Source organism: Flintibacter sp. (genome assembly GCF_046973065.1).
This window is the reverse complement of sequence record NZ_JBKVXZ010000003.1, coordinates 101,231-120,923: the sequence shown is the minus strand read 5'-3', so window position 1 is coordinate 120,923 and position 19,693 is coordinate 101,231. Positions and strand designations below refer to the sequence as shown.

19 protein-coding genes are annotated in these 19,693 nt (G+C 55.2%); 4 read left to right on the top strand and 15 right to left on the bottom strand.

Annotation, left to right across the window (positions count from 1 at the left end):
- The first annotated feature begins 60 nt into the window (after positions 1-60).
- Entirely contained in the window at positions 61-1,434 is a 1,374-nt protein-coding gene (locus tag ACLTXB_RS02310; RefSeq protein WP_412260118.1) for an AAA family ATPase, read from the top strand.
- Here ACLTXB_RS02310 and ACLTXB_RS02305 read toward each other — a convergent pair.
- The 7 genes from ACLTXB_RS02305 to ACLTXB_RS02275 form a co-directional block, all read right to left on the bottom strand.
- Positions 1,386-2,216 (bottom strand): hypothetical protein, encoded by an 831-nt coding sequence (locus tag ACLTXB_RS02305; RefSeq protein ID WP_412260115.1) that lies wholly within the window; start codon positions 2,214-2,216, stop codon positions 1,386-1,388. The two genes, ACLTXB_RS02310 and ACLTXB_RS02305, sit on opposite strands and share 49 nt — an antisense overlap.
- Positions 2,217-2,270: 54 nt before the next feature.
- Complete coding sequence (locus tag ACLTXB_RS02300; RefSeq protein ID WP_317336090.1) at positions 2,271-4,109, bottom strand: cell division protein FtsA; 1,839 nt, start codon at positions 4,107-4,109, stop codon at positions 2,271-2,273.
- A 16-nt stretch (positions 4,110-4,125) separates the two neighbouring features.
- Positions 4,126-4,503: a response regulator transcription factor gene (locus ACLTXB_RS02295; protein ID WP_317336092.1), complete on the bottom strand. Its 378-nt coding sequence runs from the start codon at positions 4,501-4,503 to the stop codon at positions 4,126-4,128.
- Positions 4,490-4,999 carry a hypothetical protein gene (locus ACLTXB_RS02290; RefSeq protein WP_412260111.1) on the bottom strand — a complete coding sequence of 170 codons (510 nt, stop codon included), beginning with the start codon at positions 4,997-4,999 and terminating at the stop codon, positions 4,490-4,492. Before ACLTXB_RS02290 ends, ACLTXB_RS02295 begins: the two co-directional genes overlap by 14 nt.
- Before the next feature lie 28 nt (positions 5,000-5,027).
- A complete protein-coding gene (locus ACLTXB_RS02285) occupies positions 5,028-6,500 on the bottom strand; it encodes a FapA family protein (RefSeq protein ID WP_337601158.1) in 1,473 nt (490 codons plus the stop codon).
- Positions 6,501-6,917: 417 nt separating this feature from the next.
- Positions 6,918-8,693: a methyl-accepting chemotaxis protein gene (locus ACLTXB_RS02280; RefSeq protein ID WP_412260107.1), complete on the bottom strand. Its 1,776-nt coding sequence runs from the start codon at positions 8,691-8,693 to the stop codon at positions 6,918-6,920.
- Between the two features lie 71 nt (positions 8,694-8,764).
- Positions 8,765-9,490: a cell division ATP-binding protein FtsE gene (locus tag ACLTXB_RS02275; protein ID WP_317336099.1), complete on the bottom strand. Its 726-nt coding sequence runs from the start codon at positions 9,488-9,490 to the stop codon at positions 8,765-8,767.
- A 115-nt stretch (positions 9,491-9,605) separates the two neighbouring features.
- Between ACLTXB_RS02275 and ACLTXB_RS02270 the strand changes: the two genes are divergently transcribed.
- Complete coding sequence (locus ACLTXB_RS02270) at positions 9,606-10,475, top strand: C39 family peptidase (protein WP_317336101.1); 870 nt, start codon at positions 9,606-9,608, stop codon at positions 10,473-10,475.
- 25 nt (positions 10,476-10,500) lie between these two features.
- Here the strand turns inward: ACLTXB_RS02270 and ACLTXB_RS02265 are convergent, their stop codons facing one another.
- Genes ACLTXB_RS02265 through fliD form a run of 3 tightly spaced genes read right to left on the bottom strand, consistent with a single transcriptional unit; the run spans position 10,501 to position 13,838 of the window.
- The gene (locus ACLTXB_RS02265; protein ID WP_337601161.1) at positions 10,501-10,914 is read right to left on the bottom strand and encodes a hypothetical protein; all 414 of its coding nucleotides are present in this window, start codon (positions 10,912-10,914) and stop codon (positions 10,501-10,503) included.
- Between the two features lie 7 nt (positions 10,915-10,921).
- Positions 10,922-11,302, bottom strand: a complete 381-nt coding sequence (gene fliS / locus ACLTXB_RS02260; protein WP_317336105.1) for a flagellar export chaperone FliS — start codon at positions 11,300-11,302, stop codon at positions 10,922-10,924.
- Between the two features lie 22 nt (positions 11,303-11,324).
- On the bottom strand, positions 11,325-13,838 hold the full coding sequence (gene fliD, locus ACLTXB_RS02255) for a flagellar filament capping protein FliD (RefSeq protein ID WP_412260101.1): 2,514 nt from the start codon (positions 13,836-13,838) through the stop codon (positions 11,325-11,327).
- Positions 13,839-14,005: 167 nt separating this feature from the next.
- Between fliD and ACLTXB_RS02250 the strand changes: the two genes are divergently transcribed.
- On the top strand, positions 14,006-14,785 hold the full coding sequence (locus tag ACLTXB_RS02250) for a ParA family protein (RefSeq protein WP_412260098.1): 780 nt from the start codon (positions 14,006-14,008) through the stop codon (positions 14,783-14,785).
- Positions 14,786-14,824: 39 nt separating this feature from the next.
- Positions 14,825-15,508, top strand: a complete 684-nt coding sequence (locus tag ACLTXB_RS02245) for a late competence development ComFB family protein (protein ID WP_410763948.1) — start codon at positions 14,825-14,827, stop codon at positions 15,506-15,508.
- Between the two features lie 58 nt (positions 15,509-15,566).
- Here the strand turns inward: ACLTXB_RS02245 and ACLTXB_RS02240 are convergent, their stop codons facing one another.
- Genes ACLTXB_RS02240 through ACLTXB_RS02220 form a run of 5 tightly spaced genes read right to left on the bottom strand, consistent with a single transcriptional unit; the run spans position 15,567 to position 19,686 of the window.
- Complete coding sequence (locus ACLTXB_RS02240) at positions 15,567-16,856, bottom strand: EAL and HDOD domain-containing protein (protein ID WP_317336429.1); 1,290 nt, start codon at positions 16,854-16,856, stop codon at positions 15,567-15,569.
- Positions 16,857-16,873: 17 nt separating this feature from the next.
- Positions 16,874-17,797, bottom strand: a complete 924-nt coding sequence (locus ACLTXB_RS02235; RefSeq protein ID WP_412260094.1) for a chemotaxis protein — start codon at positions 17,795-17,797, stop codon at positions 16,874-16,876.
- 29 nt (positions 17,798-17,826) lie between these two features.
- Positions 17,827-18,306, bottom strand: a complete 480-nt coding sequence (locus ACLTXB_RS02230; protein WP_317336428.1) for a chemotaxis protein CheD — start codon at positions 18,304-18,306, stop codon at positions 17,827-17,829.
- The gene (locus ACLTXB_RS02225) at positions 18,296-18,925 is read right to left on the bottom strand and encodes a chemotaxis protein CheC (RefSeq protein ID WP_317336427.1); all 630 of its coding nucleotides are present in this window, start codon (positions 18,923-18,925) and stop codon (positions 18,296-18,298) included. The genes ACLTXB_RS02230 and ACLTXB_RS02225 overlap by 11 nt, the downstream gene beginning before the upstream one ends.
- Positions 18,926-18,939: 14 nt before the next feature.
- Positions 18,940-19,686, bottom strand: coding sequence for a flagellar hook-basal body protein (locus ACLTXB_RS02220; protein ID WP_317336426.1), 747 nt, complete (start codon positions 19,684-19,686; stop codon positions 18,940-18,942).
- Between the last annotated feature and the right edge of the window lie 7 nt (positions 19,687-19,693).

Here is a 19,693-nt window from a genome sequence, read left to right as displayed (position 1 = left end):
CCCTCTCCGGTTTCCGGGAATACTGACACATGCCGGCTCCCCCGGCGGAAGGAGGACTGTATGTCCGCTGCATTTTCTCAATTCTGCACCGCCTCCCAAGCAGGCTACAACGCCCTGCGGCAGTGCATTGACCTGTGCGCCCGGCAGGAACACAGCTATGAATTCCCCGGCTGCCTCATGCCGGATGGCTGTGTCCCGGAGCGGGCGCTGCTGGGCTTTTCCCGCCAGCGGGACGGCAGTTATTTGCTGTACTGGCGGCCCGCCGTGGACTATCATGGGGCCAGCCGGGTTCTGGCCGCCCTCTTCCGCCGGAATCTCTGGCGCTTCCAGAGCTACGAAACCCTGGCGGAACGGCTGTCCTCGCTGCGGTGGGAGCTGGGCCGTCCCACCGCGGCGGCCGCGGCGGCGCAGAACTGGCCGGAGCCGTGCCTGCGCCTTATCAGGGACCTGAGCCAAAGCGTGCTGGGCCAGGACCAGGCTGTGGAGGCCGCCGCTTTTCGGCTGTACAGCCATCTGGAAAAACGGAAGCCCGCCCGGCCCCTTTCCCTGGTGTTTTACGGCCCCACAGGGGTGGGCAAGTCGGAGCTGGGCAAAGCCCTGGCCCCGGCCTTGGAACGCTGCCGGGGAGAGCGCTATCAATCCGTCTGGACAGAGCTGAATACCTTCACCCAGCCCCACTCCGTCCACCGCCTGACAGGCGCGCCGCCGGGCTATGTGGGCTATGAGGACCAGCCCATCCTGGAGGCGGTGCGCCGGAATCCCCGGACAGTATTCATGTTCGACGAGCTGGAAAAAGCCCACCCGGAGGTTCTCAAGGTCTTTATGTCCATCCTGGACGAGGGGCGCTGCACCGCCCACCGGGCAGATGAGTCGGGGGATCGGGAGCTGGACTTCCGGCGCTGTGTCTTTGTCTTCACAACGAACGCGGACCTCTCCCCCTCTGGCGCGCGCCCCCTGGGCTTTTCCTGCCGGGGCGGGGACGCTCCTCAACCCGAAAAAAAGGCCGCCACACCAGCGGAGCTGGCGGAGCGGCTGTTTCAGGAAAATGAAGAGGCCCGGCAGGCCATGGTGCGTCAGGGGGTCCTTCGGGAGATCGCGGGGCGGTTCAGCGCCCTGATCCGCTTCCAGCCCCTGGATGCCGCGGCGCGGCTTGCCATTGCGGTCAAACAAATCATCTCCCTAGGGCAGGAGTTTGGCCTGCGGATCATCCAGGTGGACCCGGCCACGGTGCGGGCCCTCTCCCCTGAGCGGGAAGCCCTGTCCGTCCGCTCCATGACCAGTGTGCTGGAGGGCGTGCTGACGCCGGTTTTCGCCCAGGCAGCCCTGAACAGCCGCGGTGCCTTCCGCCTCACAGGCCTTCCCGGTTCCCTGCGGCTGATTCCGGCTTATCCGGCCACCTCTTCCACGGTGCCGGTGTCTGTATCCAGCCTGTAAATACAGCTCTGGTCAGAGGCCAGGAAAAAGCTGCCCTCCACCACGTTTGTATCGGTATTCTCCGCTGTCCGGTACACCCCCACCGGAATGCAGGGAATGCCATCGATCAGCGCCATGCCGTCCAGTGCATAAATCCGGTAATCCTCCATGGAGCTCCCCTCCAGCCCAAGCAGGGCGGGCGGCAGCCCCCGGACATAGTCCAGCGCCTCCTCCATGGTCATTCCCTCCGGCGCAGGCGGGTCTGTGATCTCCCCCTCAGGGGCGTCTGTAACAACGGTGCAGGTCCCCGCCGCCCAGGTCAGTTGGAGACGCATAACCTTACCCGCCTCTGCCCCCCGATGCGCCAGATTCACATCTCCTGATTCAGCGCTGAAGTCCGGGGCGTCAGCCCTGCACAACGCTTCGTCCACGATGTCAAAGCCCAGATCCGGCGATGTCAGCACTGCCGTGTACGCCGAAACCAGCGTCCCGGCGCCGGACAGGCCCTCATAACGGTAGGCAACGGCGTCGGCGGTGTTTTTCACCTCCGGCGCTGCACCATCCTTTGTGCCGGTGTCTGTGTCAGCTTCTGTGCCGGTATTTGCAGGCTCCTCCTGATAGACGGCAACGCCGTCCGACATCACCGGCAGCGCTATCACGTCCACTCCGCCGATCCGGTATTCCTCAGGCGGGTCGATGCTCCGCTCCCCATCCGCAGAGCTGTCCCCCCGCATCCAAAAAAATGCCACGCCCACGGCTGCCACAATCCCTGCGGCGGCAAGGACCGCTCTCTTTTGTTTCAACTGTTCTCATCCTCCATGTTGATAGCTTCCGCCCACACACTCCGCGCTCCTGTATCATACGCAGGCGATGGTGACGGAATCTCCGTCCTTGAGGACCTGCCGGAAGCCGCACTCTGCGCCGTTCACCTCTAGGCGGACCGGTTGCTCCAAATGGTCGAAATCCAGGCCGGAAAATTTCAGCAGATCCATGAGATAATAGGGGGCTCCGTCCTCTTTTCCGTCCAGATGAAGCGGCTTTTCATTCAGCACAATATCCAGGGTCCTCAGACTTACATACGGCGCCGCCGGCTCTGCCGCAGCCTCCGCCACGGAGGCGGGGGATTCCAGTGTCAGGATCACATCCCCTTGCTTCAGCTGCGTGTCCGCTGGCGCTTCCCGGTTGTTCACCAGCGCACGGACGGGCCTTCCCAGCAGCTCCGCAAGCGTCCTGGCGGCATCCGCGCCAGAGCGCGCCGGAATAAAGCTGATCTGGTCCCCTGCGTGAACCATCGCGCTGACCGGCGCGTCCTCTCCGTTGAGTCGCAGAACAGCCGGCGCCGCCGGCTCTCCCCGCAGAACCACACGTCTGCCGTCCAGCGTGACAGAGAGGCTCTTCCCTGATTTTCCAAGGATCTCCTCATACGTATAGCCATTCATCAGCAGAATGTCCCGCAGCGTGAGCGTCCCGCTGCGAAACAGCTTTGCCGGTTGCCCGTTGAGCATCACCAAATAGCTGTCGTTTAGCAGGCCAAGCCCGGCGGAGATGGCAATGCCAAGCGGTGTGGCGTATTCCGGACGCTCCAGGTCAAGCTCTTCAGAAAAGGCGCTCTTAGCGTAATGATTGCCCGCCATGGATACGCGTCTCTCCTCCATTCCCAGGCACTGTGCCACCTCCTCCCGCAGCTCCCGCAGCCTGCTCCCGCCGCCGGCCAGGAACACCGCCGAGGGCGCTCCGCCGTTCACGCTGCTTACCTGTGCGGCAATCGCCTCTGCGAGACGCCTCATAGGCTCCTGAATCACCTCATAAACGGCCGCATAAGAGGTGGTGTTCTCCACCCCCAGGATATCGGTGTAGTGGAGATCCGCCCCGTTCCACAAGTCGCGTTTGATTGCCTCCGCCGTCCGAAAGTCCACCAGAAACGCCCGCATCAGCGCCTCCGTGATCTCATCTCCCGCCAGCGTCACCATGGTATAGCCAACCACGCTCCCGTCCCGGCAAACCGCGATATCCGTGGTGCCGGCGCCGATATCCACCAGCGCCAGATTTAAAAGACGCAGCTCCGCCGGGATTGCGGCATTCATTGCGGCAATAGGCTCCAGTGTCATGCTGGCCACCTGCAGTCCGGCCAAATGCATGGCGGCATACAGGCTTTCCACCACCTCGCCGGGCAAAAAGGTTGCCACCACATCTGCCTCCATCGTCTTGCCGCCATGCCCCAGCAGGGTGGATAAGGGATATCGGTCCAGACGGTATTGCGCAACCGTATAGCCCACCAAAAAAAACTGGCGGCGATTCTCCTCATCCATCTGCAGTGCCGCCTCCGCCGCAGAGACCGCGCCGGTTTCCAGCTGGCTGATCTGTTCCGCAGCAATAGGCTGGCCGTCCGACAATTCCAGTGCGAAGGTTCCGCTTTGAGTCCGCAGCGCACGTCCAGCTGCTGCCACACAGACCTTTTCCAGATGGACCTTCAGCTGTCTTTCCAGCCGTTCCGTCACGATGCGTGCCAAATCCGCCACCTGCTGGATATTGTCAATCTGTCCATCCATCATGGCACGGTTTTTATGCTCTTCCATTTCGATACCCAAAACCTTGAGCCGGTCTCCCACAGGCGTCCCCACAATGCCCACGACGCTGCGTGTGCCAATGTCCAGAGCGAACACAATATCGGTATCCTGCGCTTTATATTCCGTCATACAGGCAGCGCTCCTTTTACATATGAATGGCTTTGAATGCTCCCTTCAAGCCCTCCAGCAGTGTTTCCCTGGTGAAGGGCTTAAACAAAAAGCCCTTCGCACCCAATGCGGCGGCACGGTCGATCATATCGTCATACGCCATGGAGGATACCATGAAGATATTGGCCTCCGGGTAATGCTCCCGCAGCTTTTTACAGGTTTCTAGGCCATCCATTCCCGGCATGACAATATCCAATGTCACCAGATCCGGCTTCATCGTACCATACTGCTCCAGTGCCTCTTCGCCGCTCCGGCAGTAGCCGATGATTTCGATGTCACTGCCCTCAAGCATTTTTTTCATCTCCGCGCAGATCACGCGGGAATCGTCAACCACCATGATCCTATACTTGGACATGCATGCTCCTCCTCAATAAATCATTCACAACTTCGGCCGTCCAGGAAAATGCTGCCAATTCCTCTTCATCGCTGATAAAATAAACGGTACTGAGCGAGGTATCCCCGCCCAGCCCTGTAGGGTTCGGCAATGCCTCATACCGCGTCGGAAAAAAGCGCGTGGTTGTCTCAGTCGCCTTGTAGAGTTCAGAAATAAATCTGCCGCACAGAATATTAAAAAATTCCATTGCGTATTCTTGCGCCTCCCCCTTTTCCGGCTCGCTTCCAAGCATATTCCGGGCCAAGCGGGAGAGCATACGGGGCTCTGCAAGAAAGCGCAGCTTCATTGGAACGTCTCCCTCCACAAAGCCATAAATCGCATCTATATCTCTTTCCTTTGCGGCTTCTTCCCAAGCGGGATGGTTCCGCAATTGAATTCCCGCCATCAAATCTATAATTTCGCAGACCAGGGTTCCGGCCATTTGATTGACCCAGTTGCAGTCGCATAGCGCCTCCAAGATTTCCTCCCTCCATCTGATAAGCCCCTCAGTGAAGCTCCCTCAATTCGTCCATCTTGGCATCATACACCACTTTGCAGTTCCTTCGGACGGTTGTGGCTGTCCAGATGGCAGTTTGCACCTCCAGACTGGTGACCGGATAAATGATCTCGCCTTCTATCCGGCATCTGGAGATGTCCGGCGCCATTGGCTGCAGCCGCTCTCTCCGCTTTACCAGCTGCTGCTCCTTGATTCTAAGCACCGACCAGCGCATACGCGCTTTGGCCAGTTTTTCACTGATTCCTTCCATACCCTGCTTTTGTTCCAGATATGCGAGTTCCTGATCCAAGCGGCTTTTTTCAGAGTTGATTGTGTACAAATCCTCTTTGATATCGCGCAGCTCGTTTTGCACATAGGGCAATATCCCCAGGGTGAGTTCCGTCTTTCTTCCGGACTGTGCTCCAATCGTGTGTGCCTTGATAGAGACTGCGGCTGTCAGCGCCCCGCCAATGATGCTGCCTCTTCCGCTGGTCACATCAATCGAGCTGTCGCTGAAGATGCGGGAGGCTATGATGCAATCCGCATAGATGTCCCCCTTTGCATAGACGGCACAGTTTTCCAGATAGCGCACACGGACGCAGCCATTGCTTTTCAGTAAAGCCCTTCCGTCCCCCACTACGCCGCGGGCAATGACCAAGTCGCCGCCCGCTTCCACTGTGGCCGCCTCCACCAGCCCATCCACAGTCACCGTACCCTGCGCGTGGACGGTAAAGTTTTCCCGTACATCCCCGCAGATGTGGACATCCCCGGAAAAGTCAATGTTCCCTGTCGAATAATCCACATCGCCCTGGATTTCCAGCAGAGGGCTGACCTGGAACGTCTCATTCACAAATGTCAGGTGTCCGTCCCGTGTGGCAATCAGCCGCAAACCATCCTCCGTCACTGCGGTGTTCTTCCCGGCGGGAACTCTCGCCGCTCTCACTGGCTTTGGCTCCACCACCTTGCCGTCTACCCGCACCCCGGCTTCCCCGGGCTGCGGCAGGGTAATATCACAGATAACCGCGTCTTTTTCCACCACTTGGACATAATTCAATGCACGGTAGTCCGCCACGCCATTCTCATCCAGCTTGACCTCATGAGCGATCTCCCGCGGATAACGTTCGGTCACGCTGCCGCTCACGCCCTCCACAGGGGGCGTGCCAATGGCAATTGGCACCAATTTAAAATACTGCGGCTCCTGAAAAATGCACACCATGGAAGCCGGGTCAATGCCCGTGGTGACGCCGCTCTCCTCCAATGCCTTGCCAATGGTCTCGCCGTGCAGCTCCCCCTCCCCCACCGGCGGGAAAACAAAGCTCCATGCGGCCATCTTATCCCTGGACAAATAGACGCGGCATACTGCATCTATGGACCCGCCCTTGTTTTTCTCCGCCTTTTCTATCACTGCAAGGCGCTTTTGGGCGTCCTTCTCCAGCATCACCATTAACCGCACACGCTCTTTTTCCAGCGTCTGCGCGTCCATATGCAGGTCCTCCATTTGCTTTCCCGTGGTCAGGGAAAGCACCGGAGGCAAATTCCTTCCGGCCCACTGACGCCAGACTTCAAGCAAGGCTCCCTTCAGTTCGGAACGCGCAGCGGCATCTTCCGCAGCAGGGCACCTCTCTTGGGCCAGGGCGCTTCTGTCCTCTTCCGCCTGTTCCACAGGCGGAAAATTTTTCATCTCTGCGCCTTTTGTCAAGGTGCGCAGGAATGCTCCGATGTTCCATTTTGCCATCACAGATTCCCCTCTTTCCATGATCAGATTGAGGCGGCCACTCATCAATGACCGATACAGGAAAATGCCGGAAGGCGGAACCAAGGCCGCCTTCCAGCATACCGCAGGGAATATTCGCAGAAAGGCTGCTGCTTAACACATATGCGCCGTCATCAAAATGGTGCCTCAGTATTTGCTGAACGCACTGGCAGCTCCGCCGACTTCAGCCGGCTCCTCGCCGCGAAATTCGGCCTTGCCTGCAGCACTATAGACATCATCCGTACTGCGCAGCTTGAACTTTGCCAGCAGCTCTTTCATCAAGGCTGCCTGGCTGGAGAGTTCCTCGCTGGCCGCCGCCGATTCCTCACTGGTGGCGGAGTTCGTCTGAACCACGGAAGAGATCTGGTCAATGCCCTCTCTGACCTGGGAAATCGCCTCGGCCTCCTCCTCGGCCGCCTTGGCAATATCCTGAATCACACCCATGACATTTTCCGCAGCATCCACCGTTTTGTCGAGAGAATCAGACACCTTCTTCACGATCTCACTTCCCCTCTGCACAGAGGTGATGGACCGGTCGATCAGCTCCTTGGTCGCCTTGGCCGCCTGGTCCGACCTTGTGGCCAAATTGCGCACTTCGTCTGCCACCACGGCAAAGCCCTTGCCGGCGCTGCCTGCCCGGGCGGCCTCCACTGCAGCGTTCAATGCAAGGATATTGGTCTGGAACGCAATATTCTCGATTGTGGCGATAATCTTTCCGATCTCCTGGGAGGCTCCGGAAATCTCGTCCATGGCCTCCACCATTTCTTCCATGTATTTTGCACTTTCCTCGACTTGGCTGCCCGCGCTTTTCGCGTGCTCCATGGCCTTTTCGCTGTTCTTGGCGTTATTCTCAGAATCCGTGGAAATCTCCGAGATAGTAGCGGACAGCTCTTCCACGGCGCTGGCCTGTTCTGTTGAACCTTGCGCCAGTGCCTGGGCCCCGGTAGACACCTGGTCGGATCCAGCGGCCACCTGCTCCGCGCTCAGGTCGATCTGAACCAGCGCATCGCTGAGATTGTGATTGATGGTCTTGATAGACTGGAAAACGGAATAGAGCGCGCCTACATACATACTCTCGTCCTTGGTATGGACGTCAAAGTTTCCATGCGCCATCTCCTCCAGCAAGCGGCATTCATCGCTGATCACACCGCCCAGAACCTGCTGACTGGTCCGCAGTGCCTGACACATATCACCCAGTTCATTTTTGCTCTCAAACTCCACCGGGATGTCAAGCTTGCCCTCGCTGAAGCCCATCAGGGCCTTATGTACCTGAGCTGTCGGCTCCACAATGCTTCGAATCAGCTTTGTGGCCATCATCAGGACGACCGCTGTGGCGATCACCATCACTACGATGATCACGAGCATCGAGATCTTGCTGGAGCGCTCCTGCTGGTCAATCGCCGTTTGCTGCGCCTCGCTTAAAGAGTCATCCAGCGTACCGGCATACGTGGTCAGCTCGTTCAAGTGCGGAGAACAGGAATTCAGAATCATCCTGACAGCCTCCTCGCCCCGGCCGCTGTCAACCGCATTCATGATATCGGGGACCTGTTCAGCCCACACTTCAAGATCCTGAATCAGGGTATCTAAATCGCGGTCATCAAGAGGATAAATCTCCCGCAATTCCTGGATTTTCGCATCCAGGCCGGTCAGAACGCTGTTGATGTAGCTCTCCAATTCCGCATTGGCGCTGCGGTCATCGGGATTCAGCGCCATATCGCGGACGCATCTGGCCGCACCAGTGGCATCCAGCCGAATGGATGTGATCAGTTCATTGGCCCGCATCTCCGTCTCAATAACACTTGTATAGGCATTCTTCTGATTGAACAGAAGCCCCAGCGTGCTGATAATAATCAGCAGTGACACAACAATGGTAATTCCGAATCCCAAAATCAAACTCTTTTTAATTTTCATATTTTTGAGCATGACTGCCACTCCTTCTTCTTTCTTGCACTTGTTTTCATCTATATCAATCGGCTGTGCGGCGCGCCCGTTTTTTACACCACATCACCGTATCTTCCCTTTCTCACATCGCCGAAAAGCCGCCCGTCCACCAGTGTCACCACCCTGCGGCGCATAATATTGACATATTTGCTGGCGTGGGTCGCCATGATTACGGTTGTTCCCCTGTGATTAATTTCCGTCAGCAGATGAAAAATATCCCAAATGTTGTCATCATCCAGGTTTGCCGTAATCTCGTCAAGGATTAAAATCGGCGGGCTGTTGATCAGCGCTCTTGCCAGCTCCACACGGCGGCATTCACCGATGGACATCTCCGCAGGATATCTTTTCCCAGTCCCGGCCATGCCTACCAGCCCAACGACCTTTTCAATCCGCGCCTGCAGCTGTCTCGCTGATTCCAGCTTTCTTCCGACCCGGGCCGCAAGCATCAAATTCTCCTCCACCGTCATCTTCCGGATCAGGGATTGCTCCTGCGGGACCTTTCCAAACAGCATGGCGGTCCGGGTATAATTCCAGCGCATCAGCTTTGACAAATCCCTGCCTTCTAGGCGGACAACGCCCCGATCCGGCCTCATCTGTCCTGAAATCAAATCCAGCAGGGTACTCTTGCCTGCGCCGCTGCTGCCGATTACAAATACAAAATCGCCTTGTTCAATCGTAAGGCTCACATCTTCTACGCCAGTCTCGACCTGTTTTTCAGTCCAGCCATGCTTGCCTGTCTGATAATACTTCGTTACATTTTCCAGTGCAATTGTGGGCATATACATTCTGCTCCAGTCTGCGGATCACCGTGTGGGTGCTGCAAACGCCTTTCTCTTGAAAACCGCCTTGATTCTGATATAATGACAAATAACGTCGATATCTGGTGGTGGAATTGTGAAAAGAAAAAGCGGGAAAAAGCATACAGGGCGAACCTATCTTCTTTTCGCACTCCTTGCCCTGCTCTGTGTTGGGATCGCAGAGCTGGCTGCCTGCCGCTTTTTTGCCCCTGCCCTCTATCAGCAAATTACATCACCGGTCCGTCGATGTCTGCAGTCCGTTGCGGAACTTGGCGTGCACACAGCCGCAGAAGTCTCTGCCTGGTGGTCCGCTTATACCGCGCAGGAGGAACTGTCCGATCCGCAGCTTGCGGGGGAGCCGGCAATCCCCAGCGATACGCCCATATCTGACCCATCTCTTACGGAACTCAAGGAAATTGACGGCAAAGAGGTCCTGACCGGGGGAATCATCCCAGTGGTTTATTATAACCAGGGGGATGCAGCCTGGGCGGATCAGCCATATGGCGACGATGATATCGGGCACTACGGCTGCGGACCGGTCACCATGTCCATGGCCGTGTCCAGCATGGGCGGTTGGGACAGTAATCCCGTACAGATGGCACAGTGGTCCGCAGAGCATGGATACTGGGCAAAGGGCGGCGGATCCTATCTTTCGATTATAGAAGGGACCGCGACAGCCTATGGCCTGACGGCCAGCTCCCTTGTGGAACGCACGCCGCAAGCCGTTCGGGAGACGCTGCTGTCTGGAAACCTCCTGGTCGCACTGATGGGTCCCGGCCACTTTACGCAGGGGGGCCACTTCATTCTTCTGCGTGGTGTTACACTTTCCGGCATGATTCTGGTTGCCGACCCAAACAGCGAGGAACGCAGCCTGATGGAATGGGATCCACAGTTGATTCTTGATGAGCTCTCTGCCAGCACCGCCAGCGGCGCTCCTCTTTGGGTCCTCTCCCTCGCCGATTCTTGACACGCTTTCCCGCTCTGCCTGGACATCAGCCCGTCGGGCTGGTGTCCAGGCTTTTATGATAGAGCGATTTTTTGCCCCCCAGCTTTCGATTTAAAATCCTGTCAAGCTCCACAAGCTGCCTGAGCAGCCGTCCGTTGACCGCCACCTGCTCTGCCAGTCTCTCTTCTTCCTTCCCCGCTGCCGCGGCCCCGTTGAGAAGCTCCGCCAGCTGACGCGCCTGCGCCGGCGCAAGCGCGTCCCGCTGTTCCTCCAAAGCACGGCGGATCCTGCGCAAACTCTCCAGCGGTTCTCTCCGCATGGAAAGCAGGATGCGTATGGTGACCTGATCGCCCCGTTCAATTGCTTCTGCGAGCTGTTTCGAGATGTCAAAAGCTTCGTTCAGCAATGCATACATCCGTTTTTCCAATGACAAAGCCTTCTGCAGCTCCAACGCCTCCATACCTCGACTACCTACTTCCTCTGTTTTGCGTTCTGGCCGCCTCACGGAATGCGTCCCGCAGCTCAGCCGCCTTGATTTTCACCCCGGTCAGCGGCTCCTTCCGCCTGCCGATTTTTGCGCGTCCCAACTCATAATCGAAATATTCATACAACCGCCCCAGATTGTGGCTGATCTCATATTTCCGATCCAGAGTGCTGTCCAAATAGTCTATAATCTCAATACCGCGCTGCACAGATGCCTCAAAAAGCGGATACTCCTTTTTGTCCAGTGCCAGTTCCGCCTGCATCAGCCGCTTGACCAGCTCATCATACAGCAAAAGCAGCAGTTCTTCCTGTGTCATGGTAGCGATGCTCTGTTCCTTATATTGCTGATAACCCTTCAGATCCATAACGACCGGCTCACCGCCCTTTTCAATAGCCGCCCATCAAACCGGCGAAGTAAGAACTCTGCGAATTCATTTCGCTGACCAACTGCTCCAGCGCCGAAAATTTTGCGGTATAGCGGTCAATCTGGTCGGACATTTTATCCTGCCACTTCTGAATCTGCTCATCCAGCGCATCCAGCTGCTTCTGAATCGTGTTGGAATACAGTGTGCTGCTTGCCAGTGGAGAACCTGCCTTCTCCACCAGGATTCCCTTGCCGCCCTTCGTCTTTCCGTACAGGTCCAGAGGCGTCTTCAGCGCCTGCATCAGGCCGCTGCTAGAAGCGCCGCTCTCCGTGCTCTTGGTAAAGATGTCCCGCACCTTATCCGGGTCAGTCTCCAGAGTGGCGCGCAAAGCGCTCTCATCCAAAGTCAGTGTCGTCAGGCCGTTGTTGTAAGCTGTGGTAATCCCAGCGGCTTTCAGTGCTGCGCCGTCGCTGCCGGTCATGGAGACGGCATTGAGCAGGCGGCTGTACAGGGCGGAGAGATCAGAATCGCCAAACAGCAGCCCCTGCTTTGCTTTCTCCTCGTAGGCGGCAATAGCGGACTCAGACATTCCCTCCATATCCTTGTCCGTCAGCGGTTCATAATATGCGCCGCTGGACTTCTGGGCAGGCAGAGTAGAGTAGGCGTTCTTAATCTCCGTCACCATGGCGTTGTAGTCCTCCACCATGGATCGGACCGCGTCCACAATTTTATCCGCGTCAGAGGTAGCTGTAAAGGTCACTGCCTCTGGATCCTCCACCAGCGTCCCCGCCGCTGTTATGACTGCCCCGTTTTCATCCTTTACATCCGTCTCCGCATAGTTAAAGGTTCCCTTCAAATTCACATTCAGGCCATCCACGTTGAAGGTATTGCTGCTGCGAGTAATATCTTCCAGAATCTGACCATTGACCGACATGGAGAGGATTGCATCCTGCCCCTTCTCCTCCGTGCCGCCCCCAAACAGGGCACTGGCCAGGCCGTCGCCCATCTCCACACGGCCTGCGGCCCCGCTCTCCTTGGCCACAAACTGAAATTGGTTGGTGGTTTTGGAATAGTTGACAGTGACTCCCACATCCGCGTTTCCGTTGATTGCGGTCAGAACACTCTCCAGGGCGGTGTTTTTGTTGAAGCTGCCCACCACCTGATCGTTGACCTTGAACTCATACAGAAATTCGCCCTTGTCGTCCACTCGGTAATATTCACCATCTTTGCCGTCGTAGCTCTTGGCCACTTTGTTACCCTTGGAATCCACATAGTAGGAATAGGCAGGGGTGTCCTCAGTGGCCTCCACATCGATTTTTTTGACCTCGCCTTCGGCTTTTGCCATGGTAAACTTGCCCCAGTCCGCGTCCTTCAAGATATCTCCCAATGTCTGGCTGGTGTCGACATAGGTGCTGGCACCGCTTCCCAGGCCAAGCGCCTCGGCCGCATTGCCGGAAACCGCCATAGTAGAGCCTTTCTGAATCGTCAGCTTCAGAGAGAGCGCATCCCGACCGCTGACATTGTTGAGGTCCACTTCAATCTTACCAGCGCCGAAGCTATCGTCCAGCTTCTGTTGCAGCGCCTTGAGATACTCCGTATTGGTCCATGTGTGCCCATCCGGCTTTCGATAGTCGGGCAGAGTGATCTTCTTTGTCACACCGTCCAGAGTGACCGTCAGCTCCTTACCGGAGAGATAGTCCCCCACAGTGCTGTCCTCATTCACAAGCTCCACGCCAGACAGGTCCAGACTCTTGGTGCTCTCGGATGGGGTGAGTCCCAAAGTGTTTTTGATATCCCCGCTGGCCGAACTGATGTAGACATTGTTGCCAGCGCCGCCCTTGTCATAAAATTCAATGCTTTCGCCGTTGACGCGCACTCCGATTCTTGTATTTGCCTCCACCATTGTGCCGTCCGAAAGCGTCATGCTTTGCTTGCTCAGCTTTTCGTCAATCGCCTTGGCCAGCTCGTCGGCGCTGCTGTAAATATCCAGTTCACCAAATTCGACGGTGTAAGTCCGTCCCCCGCCATAGTTAATCGTCAGTGAACCAGAGATGTTGCTCAGCGGCTGCTTCTCTTTCAAATTGATTTGCTCTCCGGAAACAGAAGGCTTATCACCGCTCCCGCCGGCCAAGCCGGAGACCGTGTAGATTGCCGCCTTGGCCAACTGCTTGACACCCAAGATCTGTACATCGCTGTTGGTCCTGCCACTGGCGGATATCTTATCCGCATAAGCGCCGACCGTGCTGACCTTAACTGCGCTGTCAAAGAAGGCTGTGGACATCAGGTTTGTAGCGGACATATACGAGGTATATTTATCGGTGAAGGCCGACATTTTTGCAATAATACTGCGGTAGGCCTCCTGCTGCCACTCCACTTTGGTCCGCTTTTGTTGCAGGCCCTGAATTTTCAGTTGATAGCCGGAGACCGCATTCTCAATCAGAGTTTCCGTGTCAATTCCACTGGCCAAGCCTGAAATGACATTCCGGGTGCCGTAGATGCTGCTGGAGCTGCTGCCCACGCTGCTGACAGATGCCATATGCTTTCACTCCTTTGAAAAACTGGGCATTGCCCTCTTATTTATTGGCTGAATTTGTCGATATTCTCTATGAGCGGATTTCATAATTCTTCTATTTTTTTATCGGCACATCTCTTTAGAAAAATAAGAGGGAATCTCACAGTTTTTACATTGGGAGGCGGAATTCCTTGCCAGAGATTATTACTGTTACCAATCAAAAGGGCGGCGTCGGAAAAACGACCGTCGCCGCAGCGCTGGTCTGCGGTCTTCATCAAAGAGGTGCTCGGGTGCTGGGTATCGACCTTGATCCCCAGGGAAATCTGGCCTTTGCCCTTGGCTTGGATATTGGAAGCGGTCATACTGTTTATGATGTGCTCACTGGCACCGCTGCGATTCAAGAGGCCGTAATATCCACTCAATATGGAGATGTCCTTCCCTCTGACATCATGTTGTCCACCGCCGAGGTTTCATTTACAGCGCCGCGCCGCGAGTTTATGCTCGCCCAGCAGCTGAATCTGCTCTCAGGCACCTATGATTTTGTTGTGATTGATACTCCGCCGGCGCTGAATATTCTGACCATCAACGCCTATGTCGCCTCAACAAGCCTCATCATTCCCATGGAGGCAGAGGTTCTCAGCCTGGTTGGAATTTCTCAGATTCAAGACACCATAGAAGCGGTCCGTGAATCCTTTAATCCGGGCCTGAAGGTTCTGGGCATTCTCCTCAATAAGTTTAACGCCCGCCTGACTCTCTCCCGGGAGATTCTGGAGCTGGCGGAAGAGGTTGCCTGTCAACTAAACAGCCAAGTGTTCCCCACGAAGATTCGAAGAGGCGTCGGCGTCGCTATGGCCCCCGCCCATGGTCAGAGTGTTCTTACATACCGCCCATCCTCCAATCCAGCACAGGATCTGCAGAGGATCGTAAGCATTGTGGCGGGAGATCAGTTTCCACTTGCGGAAAAAATCTGATTGCCGGTCGCTTTTTGAACATAAAGGAGTATCGCTCATATGGCCTCAGTAAAGGGTTCCAATACCAGCAAAACCGCCCATGTCATGAATCTGCTCAGCAGAAGCCGCGGCACCGAGTCCCCTCTGCCCACGGACAGCGCGGCTACATCTGCTGCTTTGCCGGAAGACGCCCACAGCCCGCAGCCCCCCCCTATCCTGGCATCTCTGCAAAATGATATGGCAGTCTCCTCTGCCATTAAGGACGCCCTGCAGGCATCCTTGGAAGACGAAACAGAAGCACCAGCGCATCCTTCCCCCATATCCAAGCCGCCAGCGCCCTCCCTTTCACAGGAAAATCCCCTGCAGAACGCACCCCCTTCCTCGAAAGTGCCGCCGGCCACACCCCCAGCCACCGAAAAAGATGCTGAAACGCAGCCGCCCGCGGAACCGCTTTCCACTCCCACAGTCTGCGAGACCGCCTGTGAAAACATTATGCAGCTTCTAGTGGAGGAAAAAGCCGATCATTATATGGGCCTCTTTGGTCTATGCCGCTGTAGCCGTTGCAGGAATGACGTCTTGGCGCTGGCACTGAATCAGCTTCCCCCTAAATATGTTGTCATGCCGGTCCATGAACTCACCTCCAGGCTCTCTATATATGAGGGGCGCTTCAGTTCCGCTGTCACCGCCCAGATCCTGCGCGCATGCAAGGAGGTCCTGGAGCATCCCCGGCATGACATATCATAGGTCTATCATATTTGAAAGCCTGACGCGATGCTGCGCCAGGCTTTCACTTTTTATAGGCTTATTGCGACTCTTCCGGTGTGCTCTCCCCAGGCTGTTCCTGTCCCACATATGGATGGTTCAACTGCTCCCACAGCATATTGACGTTTTCCATGCAGATAAAATACACGCTGGTCAATACCTGATTGGGAATCCCCAGTTCTTCCGCGAGGCTGCTGATTTTGTTCCAGTTTGCAGCTTCATAGCTCAGTACCAGATCATACAGCTTTCCGCAGCGGCCCTCCTTGCGTAGCAGTGCCGCCTTAATCTCCTCCGCAATCGGGACCTCGTTTAAAATTTCTTCCAGCGGCGCATCAATAAGGTAGTTGAGAGTAGAAAACATCCCCATCAAATATGCCTCTGACCTGGAAACCGGCATATCCTGGGCATACTTCATCAGTTCACTGCAAAAGTTTGCCCGCATAAAAGATAATTTCAGAAACTCTTCCGCTCCAACATCCATTTGGTTATCCGTGCCGCCGACGCTGAGCAGATAAATCCATTGCTTCAGCTGGCCTAGTCCCAGCGTCATAATAGCCTGGTGAATCGTTGTCGCCCGGTGACGCAGAGCGAAATACACAGAGTTTGCCATCTTCAGCAGGGCAAAGCTAAGGCTGGCGTCCATGGAAATCATCTGCTCGATTTCGTTGACATCCGGCTCATCCTTCGTCACCGCCACCATCAAGCGGAAAAAATTGCTTTGAAGATACGCCCCGCTATGAGCCTTTGTCGTAAGCTTCTCTGCGACATGAGTTCCCTCCATCGCATCCGCACCCAGCGCCACCGCCTTTTGGTACTGTTCCTCCGTCTCAATATTCGTGACAATGCATTTTTTGTGCATGCTGTGCGCAATGTCAATAATATTGTGCATGGCGGCATCTGTCGTTGTCTTGGAATTGAGCTTGATATAATCGAGGCTATCCAGCAATGTCAAATACCGGGGTGCAAACTGGAATTCGTTGGCTGCAATTTTATATCCCTCTCGGGCATATTGATTCACAAAATGCATGGACAGCGGATGTATAATCACACTGTCGTCAATCTGAATCACAAGCTCTGACTTATCAAACAGCCTCGGCGTTTTTTTCATCAGAAGCATGGTGGTAAAGGTCATGAAGTTCAAGGACCCCTTCAGGCTTTTTGTGCTGTTCTGCGTCAGAAAATTATAGATGGTATCTGCCGCGGCAAACTCATTGGCCGCACCGGCATCTCCAATAAAGGCTTGGTTTTCACCGTGATATAGAATCTCATATCCCAGGATTTCGCCTGCCGCATCTTTAATCGGCTGTCTTACAATGTACTTGCTGCCCATGGCCCATGCCTCCGTGCTCAGCTTTTTGTATGTTCCAGCAAATGGTCAATCACCTGAACCAAATGACCGATTTCCGGCTTGCTCATCTGCTCATCCGCCCCCAGTTCCTTTCCTTTGCGCCGCATCTCCTCCGTAATCAAAGAGGAAAAGATTACCAGGGGAATATGTTGAAACTCTTTGTCGCTCTTTACCAGTTTTGTAAGCCTATGCCCGTCCATCTGCGGCATCTCAATATCCGTAATGATTAGCGAAACCAGTTCATCCAGCCTGTCATTGCCCCGCAGGGTGTTCAGATAGTCCCACAACTCCCGTCCGTTGGAGAACATCTTTGTGTTAACATAGCCGGACTTATGCAGCGCCTCCTCAATCATCTTGCTCAAAAGTATGGAATCTTCCGCCACCACAATAGCAGAGTTACTGCGGTTCCGCGGTCCCAGCTGATCAATCTCAGACATCTGTATGGTGGTCTCCGGCGCGATCTCCGCCACAATTTTTTCAAAGTCCAGAATCGTGACCAAATCTTCCCCGCACTGGGCAATTCCTGTGGCAACGCCCTCTCTGCCGCCGGATATCGTCTTGTCAGGTTTTTGGATATCCCGCCAGGAAATACGGCTGATCCCCACCACGGTATGAACGCGGAACGCAATATTCATTTTGTTGAAATTTGTGACAATAAACAGGTCTTTTGGCCCTTTTTCTTTCGAAACTCCCAGTAAATATTTCGGCAGGTCCACCACTGTGATCACGACGTCCCGCGGCTTGAAAATCCCCTCCACCGCAGCGTGTGCGTGGGGCATGGGCTTAACCGGAGCGGAAACCAGAATTTCTTTCACCTTTGCCACGTTGATGCCGTACAGGCTGCCATCAATGGTGAACTCCATAACTTCAATTTCATTTGTACCAGACTCCAGCAAAATGCCCTTTTTATCTTCTTCCAGCATATTGGGCCACTCCTCTCTGTCGGTGATTCTCAAATAATAAGCTCTGGTTTGCCATAGCATCGGACGCATCCCATGCCCGTTGATACATCAAACAGCAGCGTACGCGCCACAGTTCCGCCTACATCCTCTTTCAAAAGCCGGATACCCTCCCGCTTCAAGTTCATGTGAACGCTTTCGATATTGCGCTGTCCGATATTTCCCAGTGCGCCGCCGCTGACTTCAAACATTTTTGCCCCGCCCGCGATCTTGGCGGTAATGCGGGAGCGCATCGCCCCTTTTGACTCCATCATCCTCAGCGTCTCGCGGATACCTGTATCTGCGTATTTCATGGTATTGGTGCGGCCGGTCTCCATATTCAGCGGCAGCATGACATGGACCATAGCTCCCAGCTTCTTCAGCGGATCGTACAGGCAAATGCCGATGCAGGACCCCAGCGCGTATGTCACCAGCATCCCGCTGTCCCTTGCCATCTTCATGTCTGCAATACCAACAATCAGCTTATGCTCCACCGCTCACGCCCAGCTTCCTTAATAAAAAGTTTAATGATCGGATGTCAGGAGACAACAGCAGCCTGCAGGGAACTGTTTGTCCATCGCGGACAAAATTGCCGCCGATAGTCATGATATAATCCGACTGTCCCCCATATTCTGCCATAGGCACCGCCATAATGGCCCCCTGCATATCCACAGTAAAGGCAGGTACCGTCAGCTCAATATCAATTCCCGCCAGGCTGCTCAGGGCATTGATAAAGGTAGAAATCATAATATTTCCCACCTCAATCAGGGCAGAGCACTCCATCTCATGAAGCCCGCTGTAATCCTCAACACCTTTTCCCAGCATACTCTCCAGCACCAAGTTGACAAATTTCAACTGCTGTACAGAGAGCATGATCCCGTTCACCTGCCCGCTCATCTTGACCAGCACGCCTGCTGTGATCTCCTCAGGGCCTCCGATCCACTCAATGGCTTCGTTATACCCCATGATGCGCACCTCCGGCATCTCAATCCGCACCTGTTGTCCGATCAGTGAGGACAATGCGGTAGCGGCATTCCCGGTGCCAATACTCCCGATTTCCCTGAGTGTGTCAAGCTCTAAAGAATTCAGGTCGCTGTAGCTTTTAATGGTCATTCGCTCCTCCTCCCTCAGCCTCGCAGATTGTTGATGACAGTTTCGATCTCATCAGATGTCTGGACCATTTTCAATGCCATGCTGTAAGCTCTCTGGGATTCAATCACCTTCGTCATTTCCTCCGCCAGATCCACATTGGATGACTCCAGCATCCCGCGAACCAGCGTCCCATCCCCAACCCGGAGACCGCCGTTTTTTTCAACTGCGAGAAACCTTGTTCCATCCAGATGCTCCATACCGTTATAATTGATATAATCGAAGATTCCCACCGGCTGGTCTGCGTCACCGTCCGTCACTTCAATCATGCTGCCTGTATCGCTGAGAACAAAGCGGCCGTCTCCATCGGACAGGTACATCACTCGCTCTATGACAGGCTGTCCCTGTTCATCTGTCTCGCCAGTGGCCCGTTGCAGCTCCGCGATGGAAAACGCTCCGTTTCTGGTGAGTGATACTTCATTGGTGGCCAGATCCACCAGGGCGAAAAAGCCGTCTCCTGAAATCATATAATCCTGCGCTCTTCCTGTATCAACGCCAGCGCCGGAAGAAAAGTCAGTGTCCGTGGTCCACAGGCAGGCCCCCGCGCCTGCAGGCAGCTGCGCATCGTCAACCGCCTTGATATCCTCATACATCAACGCCGCAAAGCGCCCTTTTTCTGCCTTGAAACCGTATGTATTGACATTTGCAATGTTGTTTCCCTGAACATTCAGTCTCTTCTGCTGTTGATGTGCGCCAACTGCGCCGATAAAGAAAGATTGATTCATCTCTCCG